The organism is Priestia sp. Y58, assembly GCF_029522095.1.
In the GTDB taxonomy this organism is placed as follows: Bacteria; Bacillota; Bacilli; order Bacillales; family Bacillaceae_H; genus Priestia; species Priestia megaterium_E.
The window spans coordinates 30,725-52,594 of sequence record NZ_JAKWFL010000013.1 but is presented as its reverse complement, the minus strand read 5'-3'; the positions used below and the strand labels follow the sequence as shown (position 1 = coordinate 52,594).

Here is a 21,870-nt window from a genome sequence, read left to right as displayed (position 1 = left end):
TAACGTTAAGGTGTGAATAAAAGAAGAAGAATATACAACAAACTGATATTTATTTTATAAAAAACGTATTTTTACGTTGTTTGTCCTTCTAGAAGCTTAACGGGAAGGCAGATTTCACGAGGTATATTGCTGAATTCTCCTTCAATTTCTTTTAGTAAAATATCAATGGCTGTTTGAGCAATCGATTCGATGGGCTGTTGAACTGTAGTTAGACCAGGTAACAAAGTCTGACTGGTCTCCGTTCCGTCATAGCCCACGATTTTTAAATCTCTTGGGACATTTTTTCCTCTTTTTTGTGCTTCCGCAACTACTAAAGCTGCAAGTAAGTCATCGCTTGCAAAAATACCATCTACTTCCGGATGTTCTTCAAAAACCTTAGAAATAGTTTCTCGCTGAATGTTGCGGTCAAAGGTATTTGAAATCTCATACGTGATAGGCTGTTTTCCGTACTGTTTCATCACGTTTTCATAAGCTTTCCTTCTTAAGTTAGCTGGAGTTTCAAGTTTAAGGGGACCGTTAATATGAATAATATGCTTGCAATCTTTTGAAATAAGCAATTCCGTGGCTTGTTCTCCTCCAGAATAGTTATCAGAAGATACGGTAGGAATATCTTTTGATAAATAGTGATCCACTGCTACTACAGGAAGGCTTTGACTTTCGGAATCAAAAATACCTCTATTATAAGTAACGGCAATAACACCGTCTACCTGATTTCTGATAAGCATTTCTACGTATTTTTTTTCTTTATCAATTCGATTCAGACTGTTACAAAGAAGTACTTTGTAGTTAAGGGAAGCACATATGCTTTCAATATGAAAGGCTAACTCTCCGAAAAAAGGGTTGCTCGTTTGCGGGACAATCATACCGATTAAATTTGTTCGCTTATTAAATAATGAACGCGCAATATCATTTGGGAAATAATTAATTTCTTTCATTGCTTTATAAACATTTTCTCGCGTTTCTTTGCTTATGTAACCACGGTTATTTAATACACGAGAAACTGTAGTCGGTGAAACACCTGCAATTTTTGCTACATCACTAATTTTGGCTTTCATCTAGTTTCCTCCTAATTTCTCCAAAACCTTGCTTTTATAGTATATATCAGTTGTGTAAAAGCCTTAAAATAAATGCAATCAAGCAAGCAGCTTTCCAGTCGCTACGTTTTATTTTGATACATAAAATCTATGTAAGGATTGTAAACGGTTTATTGAACAATTTAAACATACCACAAAGCCCACTTTTACGCCTAATACATCTTTTTTCAATATAAAATGTGAAACCGGTTGACATATGAAACCGGTTGACATAAAATCAAATTGAAAGTGCTTTCATTTTGTTAGATAAAAGATTTTATATCTTAAGCTAAAGGGGTAACTAAAATGAAAAGTTCAAAAAGTTTATATTGGAAGCTGAGTGCATATTTTTTCTTCTTCTTTTTTACGTGGTCGTCGAGCTACTCTTTATTTTCTATCTGGTTAGGGCAAGAGATTAAGTTGAACGGATCAGCTACAGGCTTAATCTTTTCTGTAAACGCTATCTTTGCTTTGTGTATGCAGCCTTTGTATGGATATATATCTGACAGGATAGGTTTAAAGAAACACATTTTATTTTTTATTAGCTGTCTTTTAGTGTTTGTAGGACCATTTTATATTTTTGTTTATGGGCCTTTGCTTCAATACAATGTGTTGATAGGAGCTATTATTGGAGGATTATATTTAGGAGTAGCGTTTTTGGCGGGCATCGGAGCGATTGAAACATACATAGAGAAAGTCAGCCGAAAATATAAATTTGAGTATGGAAAATCTAGAATGTGGGGTTCATTAGGCTGGGCTGCAGCTACATTCTTTGCAGGACAACTATTTAATATTAATCCTCATATTAATTTTTGGGTGGCATCCGTTTCAGCGGTTATCCTAGTTGCTATTATTTTTTCTGTGAAGGTAGAAATGAGCAGCTATGAAATGGAAAAAGCTGAATCCGTCACGCTGAGAGATGTAGGTAATTTATTCTTATTGAAGGAATTTTGGTTTTTTATGATTTATGTTGTTGGTGTTACATGCGTATATGGAGTATACGATCAGCAATTTCCTATCTATTATGCATCTTTGTTTCCTACTGAATCGATAGGTAACCAAGTATTTGGCTACTTAAATTCATTTCAAGTATTTTTAGAAGCTGGAATGATGTTCGCAGCACCCTTTATTGTAAATAAGATCGGTGCAAAAAATAGTTTGATTTTAGCAGGATTTCTAATGGGATTTCGTATTATTGGGTCAGGACTTGTGGTAGGTCCAATTGGAATATCTTCGATGAAGCTTATTCATGCATTAGAACTTCCTATTATGCTCATTGCCATCTTTAAATATTTGGCAGCTAACTTTGACACGCGCCTATCTTCTATACTTTATTTGGTTGGATTCCAATTCGCTTCACAAATAGGTGCTTCCGTTCTTTCACCCATAGCGGGAGGATTATATGATAGCGTAGGTTTTTCTCGTACCTATTTAATTATGGGTGGTATGGTTTTGGTATTTAACGTTATTTCCATGTTTACACTACTAAACTCTAAAAAACATAAGTTTATAAGAAAAGATGTACAAGAAAACACGCAGATTATATAGGGGGATATGATAATGTTAACGATAAATAAAATCGAGCAAGCTCAACATTCATTAAATGAAGCAGAGAAAAAGGTAAATCATCAATATCGGTTAGGGTATCATATTATGGCGCCAGCGAACTGGATTAATGATCCGAATGGGCTGGTTCAGTATAAAGGAGAATATCATGTTTTTTATCAACATCATCCTTATGACGAGAATTGGGGGCCGATGCATTGGGGACATGTAAAAAGCAAAGATCTTGTTCATTGGCAGCATTTACCGATTGCTTTAGCTCCTGGAGATACATTTGATAAAGATGGATGTTTTTCTGGAAGTGCCGTGGATAACGAAGGAGAGCTTACGCTAATTTATACAGGACATAATTATATAGACAAAGAACTGGATACTTTTTTTCAAAACCAAAATATAGCTGTTAGTAAAGACGGCATTACCTTTGAAAAAGCAGAGGTCAACCCAGTTATTGCTGAGCCGCCGGCAGATAGCTCTCATCATTTTCGAGATCCTAAAGTATGGAAGCACGAGGATTTCTGGTATATGATTCTAGGAAACTCAACAAAGAAACAAGAGGGACGTGTTATCTTATACCGCTCTTCAAATTTACGAAAATGGGAATATGTTGGCGTCCTTGCTAAAAACGATGGGAATCTAGGGTACATGTGGGAGTGTCCGGACTTCTTTGAGTTAGACGGAAAACATGTTTTAATGATTTCTCCTCAAGGGATAGAAGCAAAAGGCGATTCCTATCAAAACCTTTTTCAAACAGGGTACTTAGTTGGAGAATATAGTTATGAAACTAATACATTTCATCATGGGTCATTTACTGAATTAGATCACGGCCACGATTTTTATGCTGTTCAAACGCTTTTAGATGATAAAGGAAGACGAATTGCAATTGGATGGATGGACATGTGGGAAGCCAATATGCCAACTAAAAAAGATGGATGGTGCGGTGCGCTAACGCTTCCGAGAGAACTAACTTTAAGAGAGGATAAAGTTTTAATGAACCCCGTCCAAGAGCTTACATTACTTCGGAAAACTCAGTATAATATGCTAACCAATAAAGCTCTTTCTAACAGCTATGTAGTAGAAGTAAATGAAGACTTGCTAGAGATACAAGCTGTATTTGATTTAGCGGACTGCCAAGCTTCATCGGTAGGAATAAAAATTCGTGGAATAAACAACGAAGAAACGCTTATGTGTTACAGCCTTAATGAGCAAAAGCTATTGCTTGACTGTACTCACTCGGGAAAAGAAGATGGAGTGAGGAAAGTAGAGTTACAAGCAGGTGAGACACTAGCTTTACGAATATTTGTGGATCGTTCTTCCATTGAAGTATTTGCAAACGAAGGACAAGCGACCATGACGAGCCGTATTTACCCAAAAGAAAGCAGGCTTGGAATTGAGTTATTTACTGAAGGAGGAGAAGTAATCGTAAAAGAGTTAACGTATTGGAATTTAAAAGATATTTGGGGGTAAAATACAGAGGAAGAAGTATATTAATACTTCTTCTTTTTTGAACATTTAATAGCTCGTCAACAAAGTGGAGGTATATAAATGGATAAGGCACTTTAGATTAAAAGTACGAGCAAATACGATATAATAGTAAAAGAGATAATGAATGAAAGAGAAACTATCCTGCTCTAAGATGCCCAAAAGAAAGCAGGGTAGAGCAGGGCTACTGCGCGTATAAAACCACGATCAGTAAAGAGAAGAGTTATGTTTTAAGACACAAAAAGAAAAGGAGATACGATGATTAATCAAAAAGAAACAGGATGGAATTTACATAATAGCTATGCGGAGTTACCAAACATCTTTTTTGCGCCTCTTGATCCTAATCCAGTAAGTTCACCTAAAATAGTTAAATTTAACGACTCTTTAGCCGCATCTCTAGGGTTACAAAAAGAACAGCTGCAAAGTCAAGAAGGAGTTAGCATTTTGGCTGGAAACAGTGTCCCAAAAGGTGCTTTCCCGCTTGCACAAGCTTATGGGGGGCATCAATTTGGCCACTTTAACATGCTAGGAGACGGACGGGCTATGCTGATAGGGGAGCAAGTTACGCCTTCGGGTGAGAAAGTAGACCTTCAGCTTAAAGGCTCAGGCCGAACTCCATATTCCCGCGGAGGAGACGGACGGGCAGCTCTAGGACCTATGCTGCGTGAGTATATTATTAGTGAAGCCATGCATGCTTTAGGTATTCCGACTACTAGGAGCTTAGCAGTCGTAACAACAGGCGAATCCATTGTTCGTGAAAAAGAACTGCCGGGGGCGATTTTGACGCGTGTAGCTTCCAGTCACCTTCGTTTTGGCACATTTCAGTTCGCTGCAAAATGGGGAACGGTCGACAACCTTCAAGCTTTAGCTGACTATGCATTAGAACGTCACTTTTCCCACATAGAAAAGAATGAAAAAAAATATTTATCATTGCTTCAAGAAGTGATTAAGCGTCACGCTACCCTAGTTGCTAAATGGCAGCTTATTGGTTTTATTCACGGCGTCATGAATACGGATAATATGACAATTAGTGGAGAAACAATTGATTACGGACCATGTGCATTTATGGATACCTATGATCCAGAAACTGTATTTAGCTCAATTGATGTACAAGGGCGCTACGCCTATCAAAATCAACCAGGCATTACAGGGTGGAATCTTGCGAGGTTTGCTGAGGCTTTATTACCGCTATTGGATCAAGATATAGAAAAAGCAGTTGAAATAGCGCAAAGCGCCGTGACGGAATTTCCAAAATTCTATCGGGAAAACTGGCTGGCAGGTATGCAGGCTAAACTTGGGCTTTTTAACGAAGAAAAAGAAGATGAAGCATTATTCCAAGAGCTTCTTACAATAATGAAAACCTATGAAGCTGACTATACAAATACGTTTCGTGCATTAACTTTCGATAAGCTAGGAAATAGTGACTTATTTGAAAGCAAAGAGTTTGCACAGTGGCATGAGCTATGGCAGAAAAGACTAGGTAGACAACAACAATCTAAAGCGGAGTCACAAGAGCTTATGAAAAATAATAATCCGGCTGTCATTCCTCGAAATCACCGGGTGGAAGAAGCGTTAGACGCAGCACAAAAAGAAGACTACAGCGTGATGGAAACCCTTCTTGAAGTGCTTTCTAGCCCATATGAATCTCCGGGTCAGCCAGAGTATTGTACACCGTCTAATCAGCCTTATCAAACGTACTGCGGAACTTGATTTATTTAAATAAGAACGGCTATTTAAAAACAGCATAAATGATATCAAAAAGAGCTCTTTATAAAGAGCTCTTTTTGATTTTCTGAAAAATGTATTATTGATTCATTAAAATGATAACGATTTCTCGTGAACAGCTACATAAAATTTAACAGGAAAAAAGAATCAAAATGAAAAGTAGTTATCTGATTCTTTAGTCTCTTATTATTGCCAATAGGAACTATTATATAAAAAATTATTCCACTATTTCACAAAAAATACATTAACGATATTTTTTTGAAAATGGTCTACCTTAATAGCTGTAGAAGAGCTTATAAAAAAATAGCAGGTTAAATATGACGATGAATTTGCCCATTTAATCAAAAAGTTGAAGGTTTAAGACTTTATAACCAAATAAAAAATACAAGGGGAGAAAAATGAGATGATTACTCCATTTTACCTATTTGACTTTTCAATATTATGCAAGTAATCTTGGAAAGGTGATGGAACCGGTTCTGTTATTTCGCCAGATTGATATGACTTCTCGATACATAGAAAATGAATGGCTTGTGATTGACACAAGAAAAGGTATTATACAAAAGGGAGAAAAACAGATGAATATTAAGAAAATCGCAAAGCAAACTACAGCCTTATCTTTTGCTACAGCTCTGTTAGTAGGTGCTGGATCTCAAACATGGGCAGCTGAAAGCAATCATAAAGATACCAACAATAATTATGGAGTTTCCCATATTACGCGTGATAACATGCTGAAAATTCCTCAGCAGCAAAAAAGCGAACAGTTTAAAGTTCCAGCTTTTGATAAATCAACAATCAAAAATATTGCCTCCGCAAAAGGGTATGATAAATCGGGCAATTTAATTGATTTAGACGTATGGGACAGCTGGCCTCTGCAAAATGCTGACGGAACAGTAGCCAACTATCATGGTTACCAAGTTGTATTTGCACTAGCAGGTGATCCGAAAGATGCTGATGATACATCTATTTATGTGTTTTATCAAAAAATCGGTGAAGATTCGATTGACAGTTGGAAAAATGCAGGAAGAGTGTTCAAAGACAGTGACAAATTTGTACCGAATGATCCTCATTTGAAAAAGCAAACACAAGAATGGTCAGGATCTGCTACTTTAACATCAGACGGAAAAATACGCTTATTCTATACTAACTTTTCAGGTGCAAATTATGGAAAACAAACCTTAACAACAGCTCAAGTAAATGTATCCCAGCCAAGTGGAGATACGTTAAAAATTGAAGGTGTTGAAGATCATAAATCCATTTTTGATGGTGATGGTAAAAAGTATCAAAATATTCAGCAGTTTATTGACGAAGGCGCATATGGTTCAGGAGATAATCATACGTTGAGAGATCCTCACTATGTAGAGGATAAAGGGCATAAATACCTTGTGTTTGAAGCAAACACAGGAACTGAAGATGGTTATCAAGGTGAAGATTCCCTTTACAATCGAGCTTACTACGGTGGAAATAATCCATTTTTCCAATCAGAAAAAGAGAAATTACTTCAGAGCTCTAATAAAAAGAAAGCCTCTTTAGCAAACGGTGCATTAGGCATTGTTGAACTAAATAACGATTATACCTTGAAAAAAGTAATGGATCCACTGATTACTTCAAACACGGTGACAGATGAAATTGAACGCGCAAATGTATTTAAAAAAGATGGGAAATGGTACTTATTCACAGATTCTCGCGGATCTAAAATGACTATTGATGGTATCGGCCAAGATGACGTATATATGCTAGGGTACGTATCAAATACGCTGACAGGAAAATACAAGCCGCTAAATGATACAGGCCTTGTTTTACATATGGACCTCGACCCTAATGACAAAACGTTTACGTATTCACATTTTGCAGTTCCACAAGTGAAAGGAGACAATGTCGTAATCACAAGTTACATGACAAACAGAGGCTTCTATTCAGAGGAACATTCTACTTTTGCTCCTAGCTTTCTGTTGAATATTAAAGGATCAAAAACAGCTGTTGTGAAAAATAGTATTTTACCACAAGGGCAATTAAGTACGGATAAATAATTTTTAAAAACGAAAGAAGATGGCGACAACTGCTGCTGTTTTCTTTCGTTTTAATATTTAATCAAAAATGTGCTGTAACCGCAGCGGTGATTAAAATAAAAAAGCAGTATCTACATTAATAGTTATTTAAAGAAAATGAAACATTCAGACAGACTATAACTTTAAGAATGAAACCGGTTGACATGCAGGTTTGACTAACTTAATATATTTACATATAATGGTTTGAAACGTTTTCATAGATTAGTATGACATGAGGGTACTTGTAGATGAAATAGCTTGTAGTAGTAGGGAATGATCATTTCTTTGAAAGAGAAAATCCCAATCGTGAACTGAAAATAAAGAAGGTGCTTCTAATGAAACGAATTGATAAGGTATACAATCAGCTGTTGAGTAATTTTCAAGAGTTTACAGAAGTGGAACTTTTACATAAACAAGGAAGCTCAGCGATTGAAATTGCTGAACAGTTAGATTTAGAGAGATCTAATGTAAGTCTTGAACTTAATAAACTTGTCCGCATGCAAAAAGTAATCAAAATTAAAATGTTCCCCGTTCGCTACGTTCCGCTAGAGGTTGTCGAAACCATTTGTCGTCAAAAGTGGGATCCGAATAAGATGGAAGTAGAAAAACTAGAGCAGCTATCTAATGTGGGAAAAGAAGAAGCCCTTCCTGCTAATCCTTTTGAATTAATGATTGGAGCTACAGGCAGTTTGAAAAAATCGATTTCTCAAGCAAAAGCTGCTGTTCTTTACCCGCCTAATGGATTACATATGCTGCTATTAGGTCCCACGGGATCGGGAAAATCTCTTTTTGCAAAACGAATCTATCAATTTGCCTTATATTCAGAGAGGCTAAAAACAGATGCCCCATTCATTACCTTTAACTGCGCTGATTATTACCATAATCCTCAATTACTTCTTTCTCAGTTATTTGGTCATAAGCAAGGGAGTTTCACTGGAGCAACTGAAAGTAAAGTAGGTTTAGTAGAACAAGCAAATGAAGGGATTCTCTTTATGGATGAAGTACACCGGCTTCCTCCCGAAGGCCAAGAAATGCTTTTTTACCTCATTGATCAAGGTACGTACAATCGCCTAGGGGAAACAGATCATAAGCGAACGTCTAAGGTATTAATTATTTGTGCTACAACTGAAAATCCCGGTTCAGCCTTACTGCAAACTTTCTTAAGAAGAATTCCGATGACTATCCATATTCCCTCATTAGAAGAGAGGTCTTTAAAAGAAAAAATTCGCCTCACCACGTTTCTTTTAGAACAAGAGGCTAAACGAATTAATAAAAAGCTAAGTGTCCACATTGATGTATTAAATGCTTTAATCCACACTGAAAAATTCGGGAATGTAGGGCAGTTAAAGTCGAATGTGCAGCTCGTGTGCGCACACGGATTTTTAAATAACCTTGATAGTAAACATATGGTGGAACTTACAGTGCGAGATCTGCCTGATGATATTAAACGAGATTGGATTTCGAACAGTAAAAATATGGAGCGAAGCAAAAAAATTTCTGAATATGTAAACCTTAAAACGATTATCTCCCCGGCTATGGAGAGCCAAGAAATAAAAATAGAGGAAGACGTATCGTTTAATTTATATCAGTTAATAGAAGAAAAAGTAGATGTTTTAACAAAAGAAGGTTTATCTCAAGAAGACATCAATCAGTATATTCTTACCGACATTCATTTGAATGTTCGGAGCTTTTTTAATCAAAAAAATGGCCAGAGCTCTAATTTAATGAAATTCGTAGAAGACGATGTGATTCAGCTTACAAAAGAATTAAAACATTTGGCTGAAAAAGAATTGAACTGTAAATTTGATCGCAGGTTTATTCATTTTTTAAGTATGCATATGGAATCCTTTTTAAAGCGAAAAAAACAAGTAGACGTCTTAAATACAAAGGAGATAGATGAAATTCGCGAAACATACCCAAAAGAATATGCGGTAGCACTGCTTTTTAAAAATCGGATTGAAAAGTGGTTTAACATTCGCGTGCCAGAAATAGAAGTCATTTATCTCACAATGGTTATTCAATCGATTCGAACGTTAGAAGAAAATAAACGAGTAGGGATTGTAGTTGCTGCGCATGGAAACAGCACGGCAACTTCTATGGTTGAAGTTGCTACGGAGCTTTTAGGAAGCACTCCTATTATAGCTATTGATGTGCCTTTGACGGTATCTCCGGTTGAAATTGTAGACAGGTTAATCCAAGGAATTAAGAAAGTAGATGAAGGAGAAGGCGTATTAATGCTTGTGGACATGGGTTCGCTTGCCATGTTAGAAAGCAAGTTGGAACAAAAAACAGGGACTAAAATTAAAACCATCAGCAATGTGACGACGTCTATGGTGTTAGACACCGTTAGAAAAGTAAATTATTTAGATTTAAACTTATATGCCATATTTGATTCGGTGCAAAAAGACTTTATGGAATTTATAGATAAGCAGCAGCACGTGTTTGGAAAAAAGAAAGCACTTGTTTCTATTTGTACAACAGGAAGCGGTACAGCAAAACAATTAGAAAAAATCTTGACGATTATTTCACGCAAAGTATCTCAAGAACCTATTAAAATTCTAACCGTTTCTTCTATTAAACTAGCAGCAAATATTCGAGAAATTCAAAAAGAATATGAAATTGTTGCAACGGCAGGTACTAAAAATCCAAGGATTGATGCGCCTCATGTATCATTAGAAGTCCTCATTGAAGGGCAGGGTGAGCGAATACTTCAACAGGCAATTACAAAAGAAACGATATGCTATGATGACGAGAAAACCGGATCGAATATTGTGGTGCGTGAACTTTGCGAAGAAAACTTGCGAAAGTACCTTCTATTTATTAACCCGTACCTCATAAGTGAAATTCTGTTAGAGTGGTTAAGTCATGTACAAGATGAGTTAGAAATGGAATTAAGCAACACTGTTATGATTCGAATTGTGATGCATACAGCCTTTGCTTTAGAAAGAATGATAAAAAATGAACCTCTTACTTTTCCCGAGGATGAAGAAATCACTCACCAGTTAGAAAATATTTATCAAAAAACGGAAAAAACATTACAAGCCGTCGAAAAAAAGCTGAAACTTACCTTAACAAGAGATGAAAAATTATTTATTGCCACCATTTTTGCGGATGAAATGTAAAAATTATATTATAATTCTGAGAAACTAGTTTGATTTATATGCCACTAGTTTCTTTTTTTATCCCACTTTTTAAATAACAGAAAAACCTGTATTAAAACGCATGACGTGTTGATACAGGTTTGTTTATTTTAAGGAACCTGTATCAACAACACAGAAAAAGGTATTGAAAAATAAATGAAAGCGCTTAATACTCTTTGTTGGCACGATACTTGCAATAAATAAGTGTAGAACGTAAAAGAGAGGAGCAAGTGTACATGATTTCAGTCATTATTAGTGGACATGGTGATTTCGCGCCAGCGTTAGAGGGGTCTTCCAAAATGATATTTGGTGAAGAGAATCACGTAGTAGCCGTACCTTTTCTAAAAGGAGAGGGTATCCAAACCCTTGAAGAAAAATATAAGCAGGCACTAGAGGAAATGCCCTTAGAAAATGAAGTGCTTTTTTTAGTCGATATTTTCGGAGGTACACCCTACAATGCGGCTACTCCCTATATCCTTAAAAATAAAACAGCGGATATGGTATCCGGAGTTAACTTGCCTATGCTATTAGAAGTGTTAGCCATGAGGGAACACGTTACATTAAAAGAGATGCTAGGAAGATTAAAGCAAGTGAATGAAGAAAGTTTTCAAGTATGCAGTGAACATTTGGAGAAAATCCAGCAAGCAAACCAAATCGGAGAGGATGGATTATTATGAAAATCGTTTTAGCAAGAATTGATGACCGCTTTATTCACGGGCAGGTATTAACAAGATGGATCAAAACAAATGCAGCAGATCGAATTATCATTGTTTCAGATGAGGTGGCAGCGGATGAAATGCGAAAAACGCTTATTCTTTCTGTGGCTCCTTCGAATGTAAAGGCGAGCGCTGTGTCGATTTCTAAAATGACAAAAGCATTTCACAGCCCTCGTTATCAGGATACAACAGCCATGCTGCTGTTTGAGAACCCTACAGACATTGTCGCTCTTGTTCAAGCAGGCGTACCTATTGAAACAGTAAACGTAGGGGGCATGCGTTTTGCTAATGACCGAAAACAAATCACTAAATCTGTAAGCGTTACCGAAAAAGATATCGATGCTTTTGAGAAACTGCAGGAACTAGGCGTAAAGCTTGAGCTGCGCCAATTACCTTCAGATTCTAGTGAAAATTTTATTCAACTACTGAGAAACGAAACAAAAATCAAATAAGGAGATGAGTTTATGTCTTCCATACAAATTATTTTATTATTAGTCATTGCAGCGGTAACTGGCATCGCAAGCGTGTTGGACGAAGGGCAATCCCATCGTCCTCTCATTGCCTGCACGTTAGTAGGCTTGGTGCTTGGAGATTTAAAAACCGGCATTATTTTAGGTGGAACACTGGAATTAATGGCTCTTGGATGGATGAATGTTGGATTGGCGATGGCACCTGATACGGCTATTGCTTCTGTTATTTCAACTATTTTAGTTATCACAGCTGGTCAGGGGATTGGTGAAGGCATTGCGGTAGCCATAGCTTTAGCAGCTGCAGGGCAAGTACTCACTATTTTTGTTCGTACTATCACAGTATTTTTAATCCACCGAGCTGATAAGTACGCGGAAGAAGGAAACTTTAAAGGAATTGAAATTATGCATATTACTGCTATGGGTTTTCAGGCTCTCCGCGTTATGATTCCAACTTTAATTGTTACATTAATCAGCGTAAGCGCCGTGCAAACTTTCCTCGGAAATATTCCGGAAGTTATTACAAAAGGCCTGCAAATTGGAGGAGGCATTATCGTGGTCGTAGGATATGCCATGGTTATCAATATGATGAACATTCCTCATTTAAAGCCCTTTTTCTATATCGGGTTCTTATTGGCGGCATTTACAGGGTTTAACCTGGTAGGATTTGGAGCGCTGGGTCTTTGTTTAGCACTTCTTTATCAGCAAGTAATGCAGCAGCGAAATCAAATGCAGCCGGCAGGCGTTCCCGCAGCTACAGGGAGCGAACAAGTATATGATGACGATGATGATTTAGATGCCTAAACGGCGAACTTAAGGGAGGGATAGAGATGGAAAATGAAAAAAGATTAACGAAAAAAGATATCTTTAGCATGTTCATTCGTTCGAATTTTTTACTCGGTTCATTTAACTTTGAGCGTGTTCAAGCAATGGGCTACTGTTATGTTATGATTCCGGCAATCAAACGTTTATACGGACCAGGGGCACAGCGAAATGCGGCACTAAAGCGGCATTTAGAATGGTTCAATACACATCCATGGATTTCTGCACCTATATTCGGCGTAACGGCAGCAATGGAAGAAGAAATGGCAAACAAAAAAGATTTTGATGAAAAAGCTATCAGCGGAATGAAAATTGGATTAATGGGACCGCTTGCTGGTGTAGGAGACCCTATTTTCTGGGGAACGCTGCGGCCAGTTCTCGCAGCACTAGGCGCATCTCTTGCGTTAGGCGGGAATATTGCCGGGCCACTGCTGTTTTTCATCTTAATTAATGCCATTCGATTAAGTACAAAATATTATGGATTAAAATATGGCTATTTAAAAGGAACAGAAATTTTAAAAGATTTAGTAGGGAATCGAATTCAAAAACTGACGGAAGGTGCATCCATTTTAGGACTCTTTGTAATGGGAGCATTGGTTTCGAAATGGACCACTATTAATATACCAGTGGTTGTTTCTAGGATCAAAGATGATTCTGGTAAAGTTGTCGTGAAAACCGTGCAAGACGTACTCGATAGTATTCTACCGGGACTGCTACCTTTAGCGCTAACTTTATTAGTAGCATGGATGCTTCGAAAAGGTACAAATCCGCTGCTTATTATTTTCGGTATTTTCTTAATCGGTATAGGAGGTTATTGGATCGGCTTTTTAGGCTGATAAATAAGAGGAGTCATCTATTCTTCTAGCATCTGCTGGTGAAAATGTTTTACATAGCCAGTATGCCAATAAAGGAGGAAAGGAAGATGAAAAGAACCGTCAAAAAGTTATTAATGATTGGAGTCGCTTGTTCTATAAGCTTGTTTTCTGTATACCCTGTATTAGCTGATAATACAGGGTATTATCAAGAAAAATACCGGAATCAATTTCATTTTTCTCCAGAAGCGAACTGGATGAACGATCCAAATGGAATGGTCTATTATAACGGGGAGTATCACCTTTTTTATCAGTATTATCCTTACGGTACCACCTGGGGACCTATGCACTGGGGGCATGCAGTTAGTACAGATTTAGTGAAATGGAAACACCTGCCGATTGCTCTTTCTCCAGACGAGAACGGAGAGATTTTTTCAGGCAGTGCCGTTATTGATTGGAATAATACCGCAGGGTTTGGAAAAGAAGCGATGGTAGCTATCTTTACGCACTCGGGCAGTAAAGGGCAGGTGCAAAGTCTAGCATACAGCAAGGACAGCGGAAGAACGTGGACCAAATATGAAGGAAATCCTGTTATGCCGAATCCCCCAGTTCCTGACTGGCGCGACCCAAAAGTGTTTTGGCACGACCAAACCAAGCAGTGGGTGATGTCTTTAGCTGCTAAAGATAAAATCATGTTTTATACATCACCTGACTTAAAAAGTTGGAAATACGCAAGTGAGTTTGGATCTGACGGAGGGGTTCAAGCAAACGGTCAAAGCGGTGCCTATTCATATACTTTGTCTGAACAAAAAGGTCAATCCTTTACTCTAGAGGGAGAAATTACGCTTGTAGAAAAGAATGGACGCGAAGGTGCAGGAGGCCTTGTTTTTCGTTCTGATAAAGATGCAACAAACGCATATACCGTCAATTTAGATGCTGAAAAGAACCTCTTAACACTTAACAAAGTAGAGAAAGGAAGCGTAACGACCGTTGTCTCAAAGTCGATGAGGCTGGATACGTCGCAAGCGTATCACGTGAAAGTAGAAGCAAGCAGTCACCACTTTAAGATACTGCTAAATGGAAAACAGGTTTTAGAAGGCAGTGATGCATCTTTTGAAAACGGTCAGTTTGGATTAACAGCATGGAATTCCACAGCTGTCTTTCGTCATGTTAAATTTACGAATCAATCTAATTTTATAACCAATCTATCTAACTGGAAACCTGTTACGGGAACATGGAATGATACTGCTGCTGGAAAACTTGGTAAATCTGACAGCGATGGATATATCATAAGTGAAGAACAGGGAGATCAGTTCATTTTCAAGTCAAATATGACATTTTTAGATGCAAATGGTTCAGGTGCACTACTCTTTCGAGCAGACGCAGAAGCCAAAAACGGATATATAGCTAGCGTGGACGCTTCTAAAGATACAATCAAACTAGTAAAGCTTCAAAATGGCATTTCAACTATCCTTGTCGAAACAAACGCAAAAATTGATACGAGCAAATCACATCAAGTAAAAGTAACTGCATTGGAAAATAAACTTGATTTGCATATAGACGATAACTTCACCCTTACTGCAAAAGATGAAACTTTTTCAAAAGGATTGTTTGGACTACACGTTAATCAATCTTCAGTCCAGTTTCAAGACGTTAACATGACAAAGTTTATTGATACAGATGAAAAAGAAATTAAAAATAAAAGTTTTGAAACAGGAGATCTCACCGGCTGGAAAACGATAAAGGGAAATGCATTCACAAACGATCATGTAACGGATGCAACTGCAAATTGGAGCGGTCTTTTTGAACAAAAAGGAAAGTATCATTTATGGGGTTTTTCTGATAAGCAAGATGGCGATAATGCCACTGGAGAATTACATTCGTCTTATTTTAAATTGAGCGGATCAGGTGAAATCAATTTGTTAATGGGAGGCGGAAACGACCCCACAAACCGCTATGTCTCCTTAGTCCGGGCATCTGACGATAAAGAATTGATTCGTCAAGCGAATACAAAGTTTGCAGATGAAAAGTACCAGCGCTACGTATGGGATGCTTCTAAGTATATAGGAGAAGTACTGTACATTAAAGCTGTTGATCAAGCTGTAGGCGGATGGGGGCATATTAATCTAGATGATGTGAATGTATTTAATACAGAAAAGATGCCGGAGAAAGTAGACAGTGTAGCAAAAGAACCAGAGGAAGCTAAACAAAGAGAAGGCGGAGAGCTTTCAGATTGGAACACAGTGTCAGGAGAATGGGTGAATTCAACTCACGGAAGCAATGGAGGCATTTGGGAGTGTCCTACTTTACTCGAACTGCCGGTTGATGGAGACAGCACGAAGAAAAAATGGATGCTGCAAGTCAGCATCAATGATGGAGCGGCAGCTGGAGGTTCAGGGATGCAGTACTTTGTTGGCGATTTTGACGGAAAAACATTTAAAAATGAAAATCCGCCAGAGGAAGTGCTTTGGACAGATTATGGTGCCGACTTTTATGCCGCTGTAGATTGGAGCGGAGTTGAAGGAGATAACGGAGAAAAGTATTGGCTAGGCTGGATGAGCAATTGGCAATATGCCAACAATACCCCAACTACTACTTGGAGAAGCTCTATGTCAATTCCAAGAAAAATAGAACTAACCAACACAGCAAAAGGGCTTCGGTTACAACAAGTACCTGTTTCAATTGATTCAATTCGCAATAAGCAAGAAAAAAAGATATTGAAGAATTTGATGGTTGCTGAAAATGAAAATCTTCTTTCAGGCATAAAGGAAAATAAATATGAAATCATGGCAGAATTCGATGTTTCTAATACGGATGCACAAGAATTTGGTTTTCAAATTCAAAAAGAAGGCAGTGAAAATACGAAAGTCAGCTATAACATAAACAAGCAGCGATTATCTGTTGATCGAACAAACTCTGGAAGTTTTGATTTTGGTGAAAATGTGAAAGGCAAACACTCTGCTCCCATGCTTCCAAAAGACGGAAAAGTTAAGCTCCATATGTTTGTAGACCAGTCGTCTGTAGAAGTATTTGGCAATGACGGCACGGCAGTAATAACAGACCAGCTCTTTCCAACGCTTTCAAGCAATAAAATAAAGCTTTACAGCAAAGGAGGCGCTGTAAAATTAAATTCTCTTAAGATGTATCCATTAAAATCTATTTGGAATAAAAGTCCTGTTGATACAAACTTGTCTGTATGGAAGAATATTAGCGGACTATGGACCGATACAATTAACGGAAAACAAGGACGAAGCAAAGAAGATTCCTTTACCTTATCATCAAAAGAAGCAAAAAATTTCACATATGAGGCAAAAATAAAGGTGTTAGACGATCCCGTTTCAAATTCTACAGGAGCAGGAGCGCTAGTATTCCGTTCGGATGAACAGGCAAACAATGCTTATGCTGCGAATGTAGATGTGCTGAATAATCAAATAAAGCTCATTGCGTTTAGAGATGGAATAGGAAAGGATCTCATTATTTACGATGATGGGGGAAAGCTGGATTTAAAGACAAATACGGATTACCATCTAAAAGTGACGGCTGAAGGAGAACACATTCAAGTTTATCTCGATTATAAGCTGGTGATCGATACGATGGACCCTACCTTTTCAGAAGGTTATGCTGGGCTGAATGTGTGGAATTCTACTAGTTTGTTTAATGAAGTGAAATTTGAAATAGTGGATTAAGGGATTGTGAAAGCTTCTGCTTATTTGAGGGATTTTTTATATGGCATAAAAAAGCATGCTGCGGTGAAGTAGCATGCTTTTTAAATTTCATAGGTTAATGAAGAGGATTTTGACATATGATAAATATCTTACTAGTCTAATTAATCGTACATTTTAGTTCTTAAAAGGTCTTTTGAAAAATCCTCATAAAAATATGATAAAATCGGATAGGATATATATTTCGAGGAAGGAAAGTGTTTTTTTATGATTATTGGTAACGAACAAGATTTAGAAAGTTTACGCAAAATTGGACGCATCGTTGCACTTGCGCGCGAAGAAATGAAAAAACAAGCAAAAGCAGGTATGACAACAAAAGAGCTTGATATGATCGGTAAAAAAATATTGGATGAACACGGTGCTATTTCTGCACCTGAAAAAGAATATAATTTCCCAGGTGTAACGTGCATTAGTGTCAACGAAGAAGTGGCTCACGGTATTCCTGGAGACCGCGTATTAAAAGATGGCGATTTAGTAAATGTAGATGTATCTGCAGTACTTGATGGCTATTATTCAGATACGGGTATTTCATTTGTTATCGGGCAAGACGAAGAAAAAGAAAAGCTGTGTCAAGCTGCAGTAGATGCATTTTGGGCAGCTATGAAAAAAGTAAAAGCTGGTTCAAAACAAAACCAAATTGGTCGTGCTGTTTCTAACTTTGCACATCAAAACGGATATGCTGTTATTGAAAACTTAACGGGTCATGGTGTTGGCCGCAGCTTACATGACGCTCCTAACCACATTTTAAACTATTATGATCCAATGGATAAAGCCCTCTTGAAAAAAGGTCTTGTTATTGCTGTAGAGCCGTTTATCTCTATGAAGGCTGATCATATCATTGAACGCGGAGACGACGGCTGGACGTTTGTTACACCTGATAATAGTCTTGTAGCACAATGTGAACATACGATTGTTGTAACAAACGGTGAACCGATTATTTTAACTGAACTATAATCAAGTTTCTCTGTAGATTTCGGTAACAAAAAAGCTACTTCACTTAGCAATGTTTTTTCATTGCATTATAGTGAGGTAGTTTTTTTATTACTATGTAATGAATGACTATTATATTGACTTGCTTTGTTCATACAACGTTTGAAAGATAGTGTAATTGAATATGCTCAAGGGAATGCTAAGTATAAATCAAAATGAAAAGGGGTATGAAATGTGGAATATGTAGGAAGAGAAGCGATTGTAAGTGAACTGACTCATCATATGGATGACATTTTAAACAAATATAACCTTCAAGGCGTCTCCGTATATGAAGAGGAAGGAGAAGGTAATCACTATTATCTTGGCTACACAGTAAAAAAGAATGATCATGTGTTTATGGTTAACAGACCTTATCTAAAAGATAAAGACGGGAAATTAGCAGTCGAAAAGCAAGAATGGACTCTTCAAGGTAACGAAGGAGAAACAAACGGATATACTTCACTTGAAGATGCGTTTCAAAAAATTGATGAAACCATACATTAAATAATTTTTTGAATTTCAGTTCAGATTTTTTCTTTGAATGCGTGAATCTGAACAGTAGGGCGCTAATGGCTGTCGTGCTTCTTTCACCTATACTATCTAACTTTTCTTTGCTATAAAGTCTAGAAAATTACATGTAATAAAAAATTGTTTTTTTAGGTTTTACTATATAAATACGGGGTACACATATAGTACAGCAGCTATCATGCAAATGGTTGTTGTGGAAGGTTAAATACTTAGCGTTTGAAGGGACTGATTAGTTTTGAAAGGCTTAACAGCGACTTCAGCAAATGTATTACCGCAAATTGAAAGCAGATATTCGTATCTGACACAAGGCACTTTGGTTATGAACCGATATACGTAACGAAAGGGCCTGACTAGGCAAACAAAGGAAAGACTGAATCAACTAGAAGAAGCCTGCATCTAAAAATGTAGGCTTCTTCTTTTTTACAGATGAAACTAAGATGATGAATGAGTACATAACGGGTATAAATTAAGAAGATTCACATTCAATCAATTTTCCGTACACGTTTTTCTTGAAAAAAGGTCATAAGTTGAAGATACTGTATATAACTATGTAAAAGAATTTTTGAAGACAAAATAGTAAATCTGCTTGAGGTGAAAATGATGAGAAAAGCAAATAAAAGTGAATTTCTGTGGAATACGTTAGACGGCTGGCTTTTTATCCCTAGGAACATTCCTTTACTATTTCTTTTTGTATTTCTCTTAGGGGTTTCTTACCTAGGTTGGGTTAAGCTGTTTCATAAATTCGTTTAGCTACACCAATGAGCTGAAACAAAAAACTGTTTCAGCTTGTTGGCGTGCTGATTTATTTATTTATTTATTTTATGTATAGCTGTACCGTAATTTACGTAAATTATTCATTCCATCCTTTGCATACATCAACCCACTTTAAGCATTTCGAAAATTCTTCTAGTTCAGGTATTGTTAATTCAATTGCACTATTTCCACTTCCACAGGCAGGAAAAACGGTAACAAAACGTTTCAGAGATTCATCTAGATACACGTGAACACCTTCATTAACGGCAAACGGGCATACTCCGCCTACGGCATGACCAATCAGCGTTTCTACTTCACTTGCTCCAAGCATTTTTGCTTTGGTTCCGAACTCTTCTTTATATTTTCGGTTATCAATTTTCGCATCTCCTGCTGCCACAATCAATAGAACAGTTCCTTCGGCGTTAAAAGAAAGACTTTTTGCGATCCGTTTCGGCTCGCATTTTAAAGCTTGCGCTGCTAGTTCTACAGTAGCACTGGACTCATCCATTTCGATAATTCGATTCTCCATACCATATTGTTTAAAATATGCTTTTACTTTTTCAATCGCCATTTTTTATATCCATTCCTTTCTTGCAAATATGTATGATTGCCTTACAGAGAACGTGCAGTTGTTCTTTACAGTGAAAAAATCTTATTATTTTAATATACAGAAATTATACACAACTTTGAAGTTAAAAGCACATATTCGTTTTAATTAAAAAAGTTACGTAGGTAAAGTATTTTTAACTGATTAAAGCAGGATTACGGAACCGTTTGACGAATGTAACTATGTCGGCTGCGAAAACATAGGCATTAGAACGAAAGATAAATGATGAAATTGAAAAGGCGCAAACGTTCTAGTGAAATGAGGAGAAGTAATGCCAAATTTACACACTGTCGTCAGTTTTTTTAGCAGTACATGTATGGCAGCGATGAGTATGATTTATTTGTTTTCCCTTGTGCCGCGCGCATGGTCTTTTAAATTTCGATTTGGAGCCATGATTATAGGAATCCCAGTCGGCATTATAATGGGACAGGTTGCTATGCTGATCGGCTGGCACCATCATTAAAACTTTGAATTTTTTAACAAAAAAGGAGACGTGTAAAATGAATATTGTTACATTAAACAATGGTTTAAAAATGCCTCAGCTTGGGTTTGGCGTATGGCAAGTAGAAGATAACCAAGCAGCAGCTGCAGTGTCAAAAGCAATTGAAGTGGGATATACGTCTATCGACACAGCCATGATTTATAAAAATGAAGAAGGAGTAGGTCAAGCGATTAAAGAATCTTCTGTTCCTCGAGAACAGCTGTTTATTACAACAAAAGTTTGGAACAGCGACCAAGGCTATGAAAATGCATTACGTGCATTTGATGAAAGCTTAGAACGATTAGGACTTGAGTATGTCGATTTATATTTAATTCACTGGCCTACGCCTCAATATGATGAGTACGTGGAGACGTATAAAGCATTAGAAAAGCTTTATCACGACGGAAAAGTAAAAGCAATTGGTGTCTGCAACTTTGAAATTGAGCATTTAGAGCGCTTGTTAAACGAATGTGATGTAACGCCTGTTTTAAACCAAATCGAGTGTCATCCGTATCTTGCTCAAAACGAATTAAAAGAGTTTTGTGCCAAACATAATATTTTCGTGGAAGCATGGAGTCCTCTTGATCAAGGAGGAGAAGTGTTACAAGACGAGGTTATTCAAAAAATTGCTGAAGTACATAGCAAAACTCCGGCTCAAGTTGTATTGCGCTGGCACTTACAAAACAACACAATTGTCATCCCTAAATCAGTTACACCGTCTAGAATAGAAGAAAACTTTAACGTGTTTGATTTTGAACTTACTGCCGATGATATGGCAGAGATTAATGGGTTAAACAGCAATCGCCGCAAAGGTCCGCACCCAAGTGACATGAACGTCCGATAACGTTTAAAAAATAAAATTGTGCAGCCGTGAATCATCGCTGCTATAAGAAATAATGAGTTTATTTCAGATTATTTAAAATTTTCTTAAATAATAATTGACAAATGATTAATTCAGCGTAATACTT

Annotated in this window: 16 protein-coding genes; 14 read left to right on the top strand and 2 right to left on the bottom strand. The window is 37.2% G+C overall.

Going from position 1 to position 21,870, the window contains the following annotated elements:
- Nucleotides 1-71: 71 nt before the first annotated feature.
- Entirely contained in the window at nt 72-1,055 is a 984-nt protein-coding gene (locus MMB68_RS25365; protein WP_221786007.1) for a LacI family DNA-binding transcriptional regulator, read from the bottom strand.
- 324 nt (nt 1,056-1,379) lie between these two features.
- Between MMB68_RS25365 and MMB68_RS25360 the strand changes: the two genes are divergently transcribed.
- The 12 genes from MMB68_RS25360 (at nt 1,380) to MMB68_RS25305 (ending at nt 19,037) form a co-directional block, all read left to right on the top strand.
- Nucleotides 1,380-2,621, top strand: a complete 1,242-nt coding sequence (locus MMB68_RS25360; RefSeq protein ID WP_028413935.1) for an MFS transporter — start codon at nt 1,380-1,382, stop codon at nt 2,619-2,621.
- A 21-nt stretch (nt 2,622-2,642) separates the two neighbouring features.
- On the top strand, nt 2,643-4,100 hold the full coding sequence (locus tag MMB68_RS25355; protein ID WP_269871070.1) for a glycoside hydrolase family 32 protein: 1,458 nt from the start codon (nt 2,643-2,645) through the stop codon (nt 4,098-4,100).
- A 273-nt stretch (nt 4,101-4,373) separates the two neighbouring features.
- Nucleotides 4,374-5,825: a protein adenylyltransferase SelO gene (locus MMB68_RS25350; protein WP_269871036.1), complete on the top strand. Its 1,452-nt coding sequence runs from the start codon at nt 4,374-4,376 to the stop codon at nt 5,823-5,825.
- A 590-nt stretch (nt 5,826-6,415) separates the two neighbouring features.
- Nucleotides 6,416-7,867 carry a glycoside hydrolase family 68 protein gene (locus MMB68_RS25345; RefSeq protein ID WP_098399806.1) on the top strand — a complete coding sequence of 484 codons (1,452 nt, stop codon included), beginning with the start codon at nt 6,416-6,418 and terminating at the stop codon, nt 7,865-7,867.
- A gap of 353 nt (nt 7,868-8,220) precedes the next feature.
- Nucleotides 8,221-11,007, top strand: a complete 2,787-nt coding sequence (locus MMB68_RS25340) for a sigma-54-dependent transcriptional regulator (protein ID WP_221786005.1) — start codon at nt 8,221-8,223, stop codon at nt 11,005-11,007.
- Nucleotides 11,008-11,261: 254 nt separating this feature from the next.
- The gene (locus tag MMB68_RS25335) at nt 11,262-11,702 is read left to right on the top strand and encodes a mannose/fructose/sorbose PTS transporter subunit IIA (RefSeq protein WP_014460796.1); all 441 of its coding nucleotides are present in this window, start codon (nt 11,262-11,264) and stop codon (nt 11,700-11,702) included.
- The gene (locus MMB68_RS25330) at nt 11,699-12,193 is read left to right on the top strand and encodes a PTS sugar transporter subunit IIB (protein ID WP_221786004.1); all 495 of its coding nucleotides are present in this window, start codon (nt 11,699-11,701) and stop codon (nt 12,191-12,193) included. Before MMB68_RS25335 ends, MMB68_RS25330 begins: the two co-directional genes overlap by 4 nt.
- A gap of 12 nt (nt 12,194-12,205) precedes the next feature.
- Entirely contained in the window at nt 12,206-13,012 is an 807-nt protein-coding gene (locus MMB68_RS25325) for a PTS mannose/fructose/sorbose transporter subunit IIC (RefSeq protein WP_013056297.1), read from the top strand.
- Between the two features lie 26 nt (nt 13,013-13,038).
- Complete coding sequence (locus tag MMB68_RS25320; RefSeq protein ID WP_013056298.1) at nt 13,039-13,866, top strand: mannose/fructose/sorbose PTS transporter subunit IID; 828 nt, start codon at nt 13,039-13,041, stop codon at nt 13,864-13,866.
- Nucleotides 13,867-13,952: 86 nt separating this feature from the next.
- Entirely contained in the window at nt 13,953-17,528 is a 3,576-nt protein-coding gene (locus tag MMB68_RS25315) for a GH32 C-terminal domain-containing protein (protein ID WP_277549533.1), read from the top strand.
- Between the two features lie 243 nt (nt 17,529-17,771).
- Complete coding sequence (map, locus tag MMB68_RS25310) at nt 17,772-18,518, top strand: type I methionyl aminopeptidase (protein WP_014460782.1); 747 nt, start codon at nt 17,772-17,774, stop codon at nt 18,516-18,518.
- Between the two features lie 210 nt (nt 18,519-18,728).
- Nucleotides 18,729-19,037: a DUF5634 family protein gene (locus MMB68_RS25305; protein WP_028413927.1), complete on the top strand. Its 309-nt coding sequence runs from the start codon at nt 18,729-18,731 to the stop codon at nt 19,035-19,037.
- 874 nt (nt 19,038-19,911) lie between these two features.
- On the opposite strand, the gene MMB68_RS25300 is transcribed toward MMB68_RS25305, so the two are convergent.
- Nucleotides 19,912-20,385, bottom strand: coding sequence for a YbaK/EbsC family protein (locus MMB68_RS25300; protein ID WP_013082511.1), 474 nt, complete (start codon nt 20,383-20,385; stop codon nt 19,912-19,914).
- Between the two features lie 307 nt (nt 20,386-20,692).
- On the opposite strand from MMB68_RS25300, the gene MMB68_RS25295 reads away from it, so the two are divergent.
- Together MMB68_RS25295 and MMB68_RS25290 are read left to right on the top strand one after the other, a co-directional pair.
- Entirely contained in the window at nt 20,693-20,884 is a 192-nt protein-coding gene (locus tag MMB68_RS25295; RefSeq protein ID WP_269871034.1) for a hypothetical protein, read from the top strand.
- Between the two features lie 37 nt (nt 20,885-20,921).
- Nucleotides 20,922-21,746, top strand: a complete 825-nt coding sequence (locus MMB68_RS25290) for an aldo/keto reductase (protein ID WP_221786002.1) — start codon at nt 20,922-20,924, stop codon at nt 21,744-21,746.
- Nucleotides 21,747-21,870: the final 124 nt, after the last annotated feature.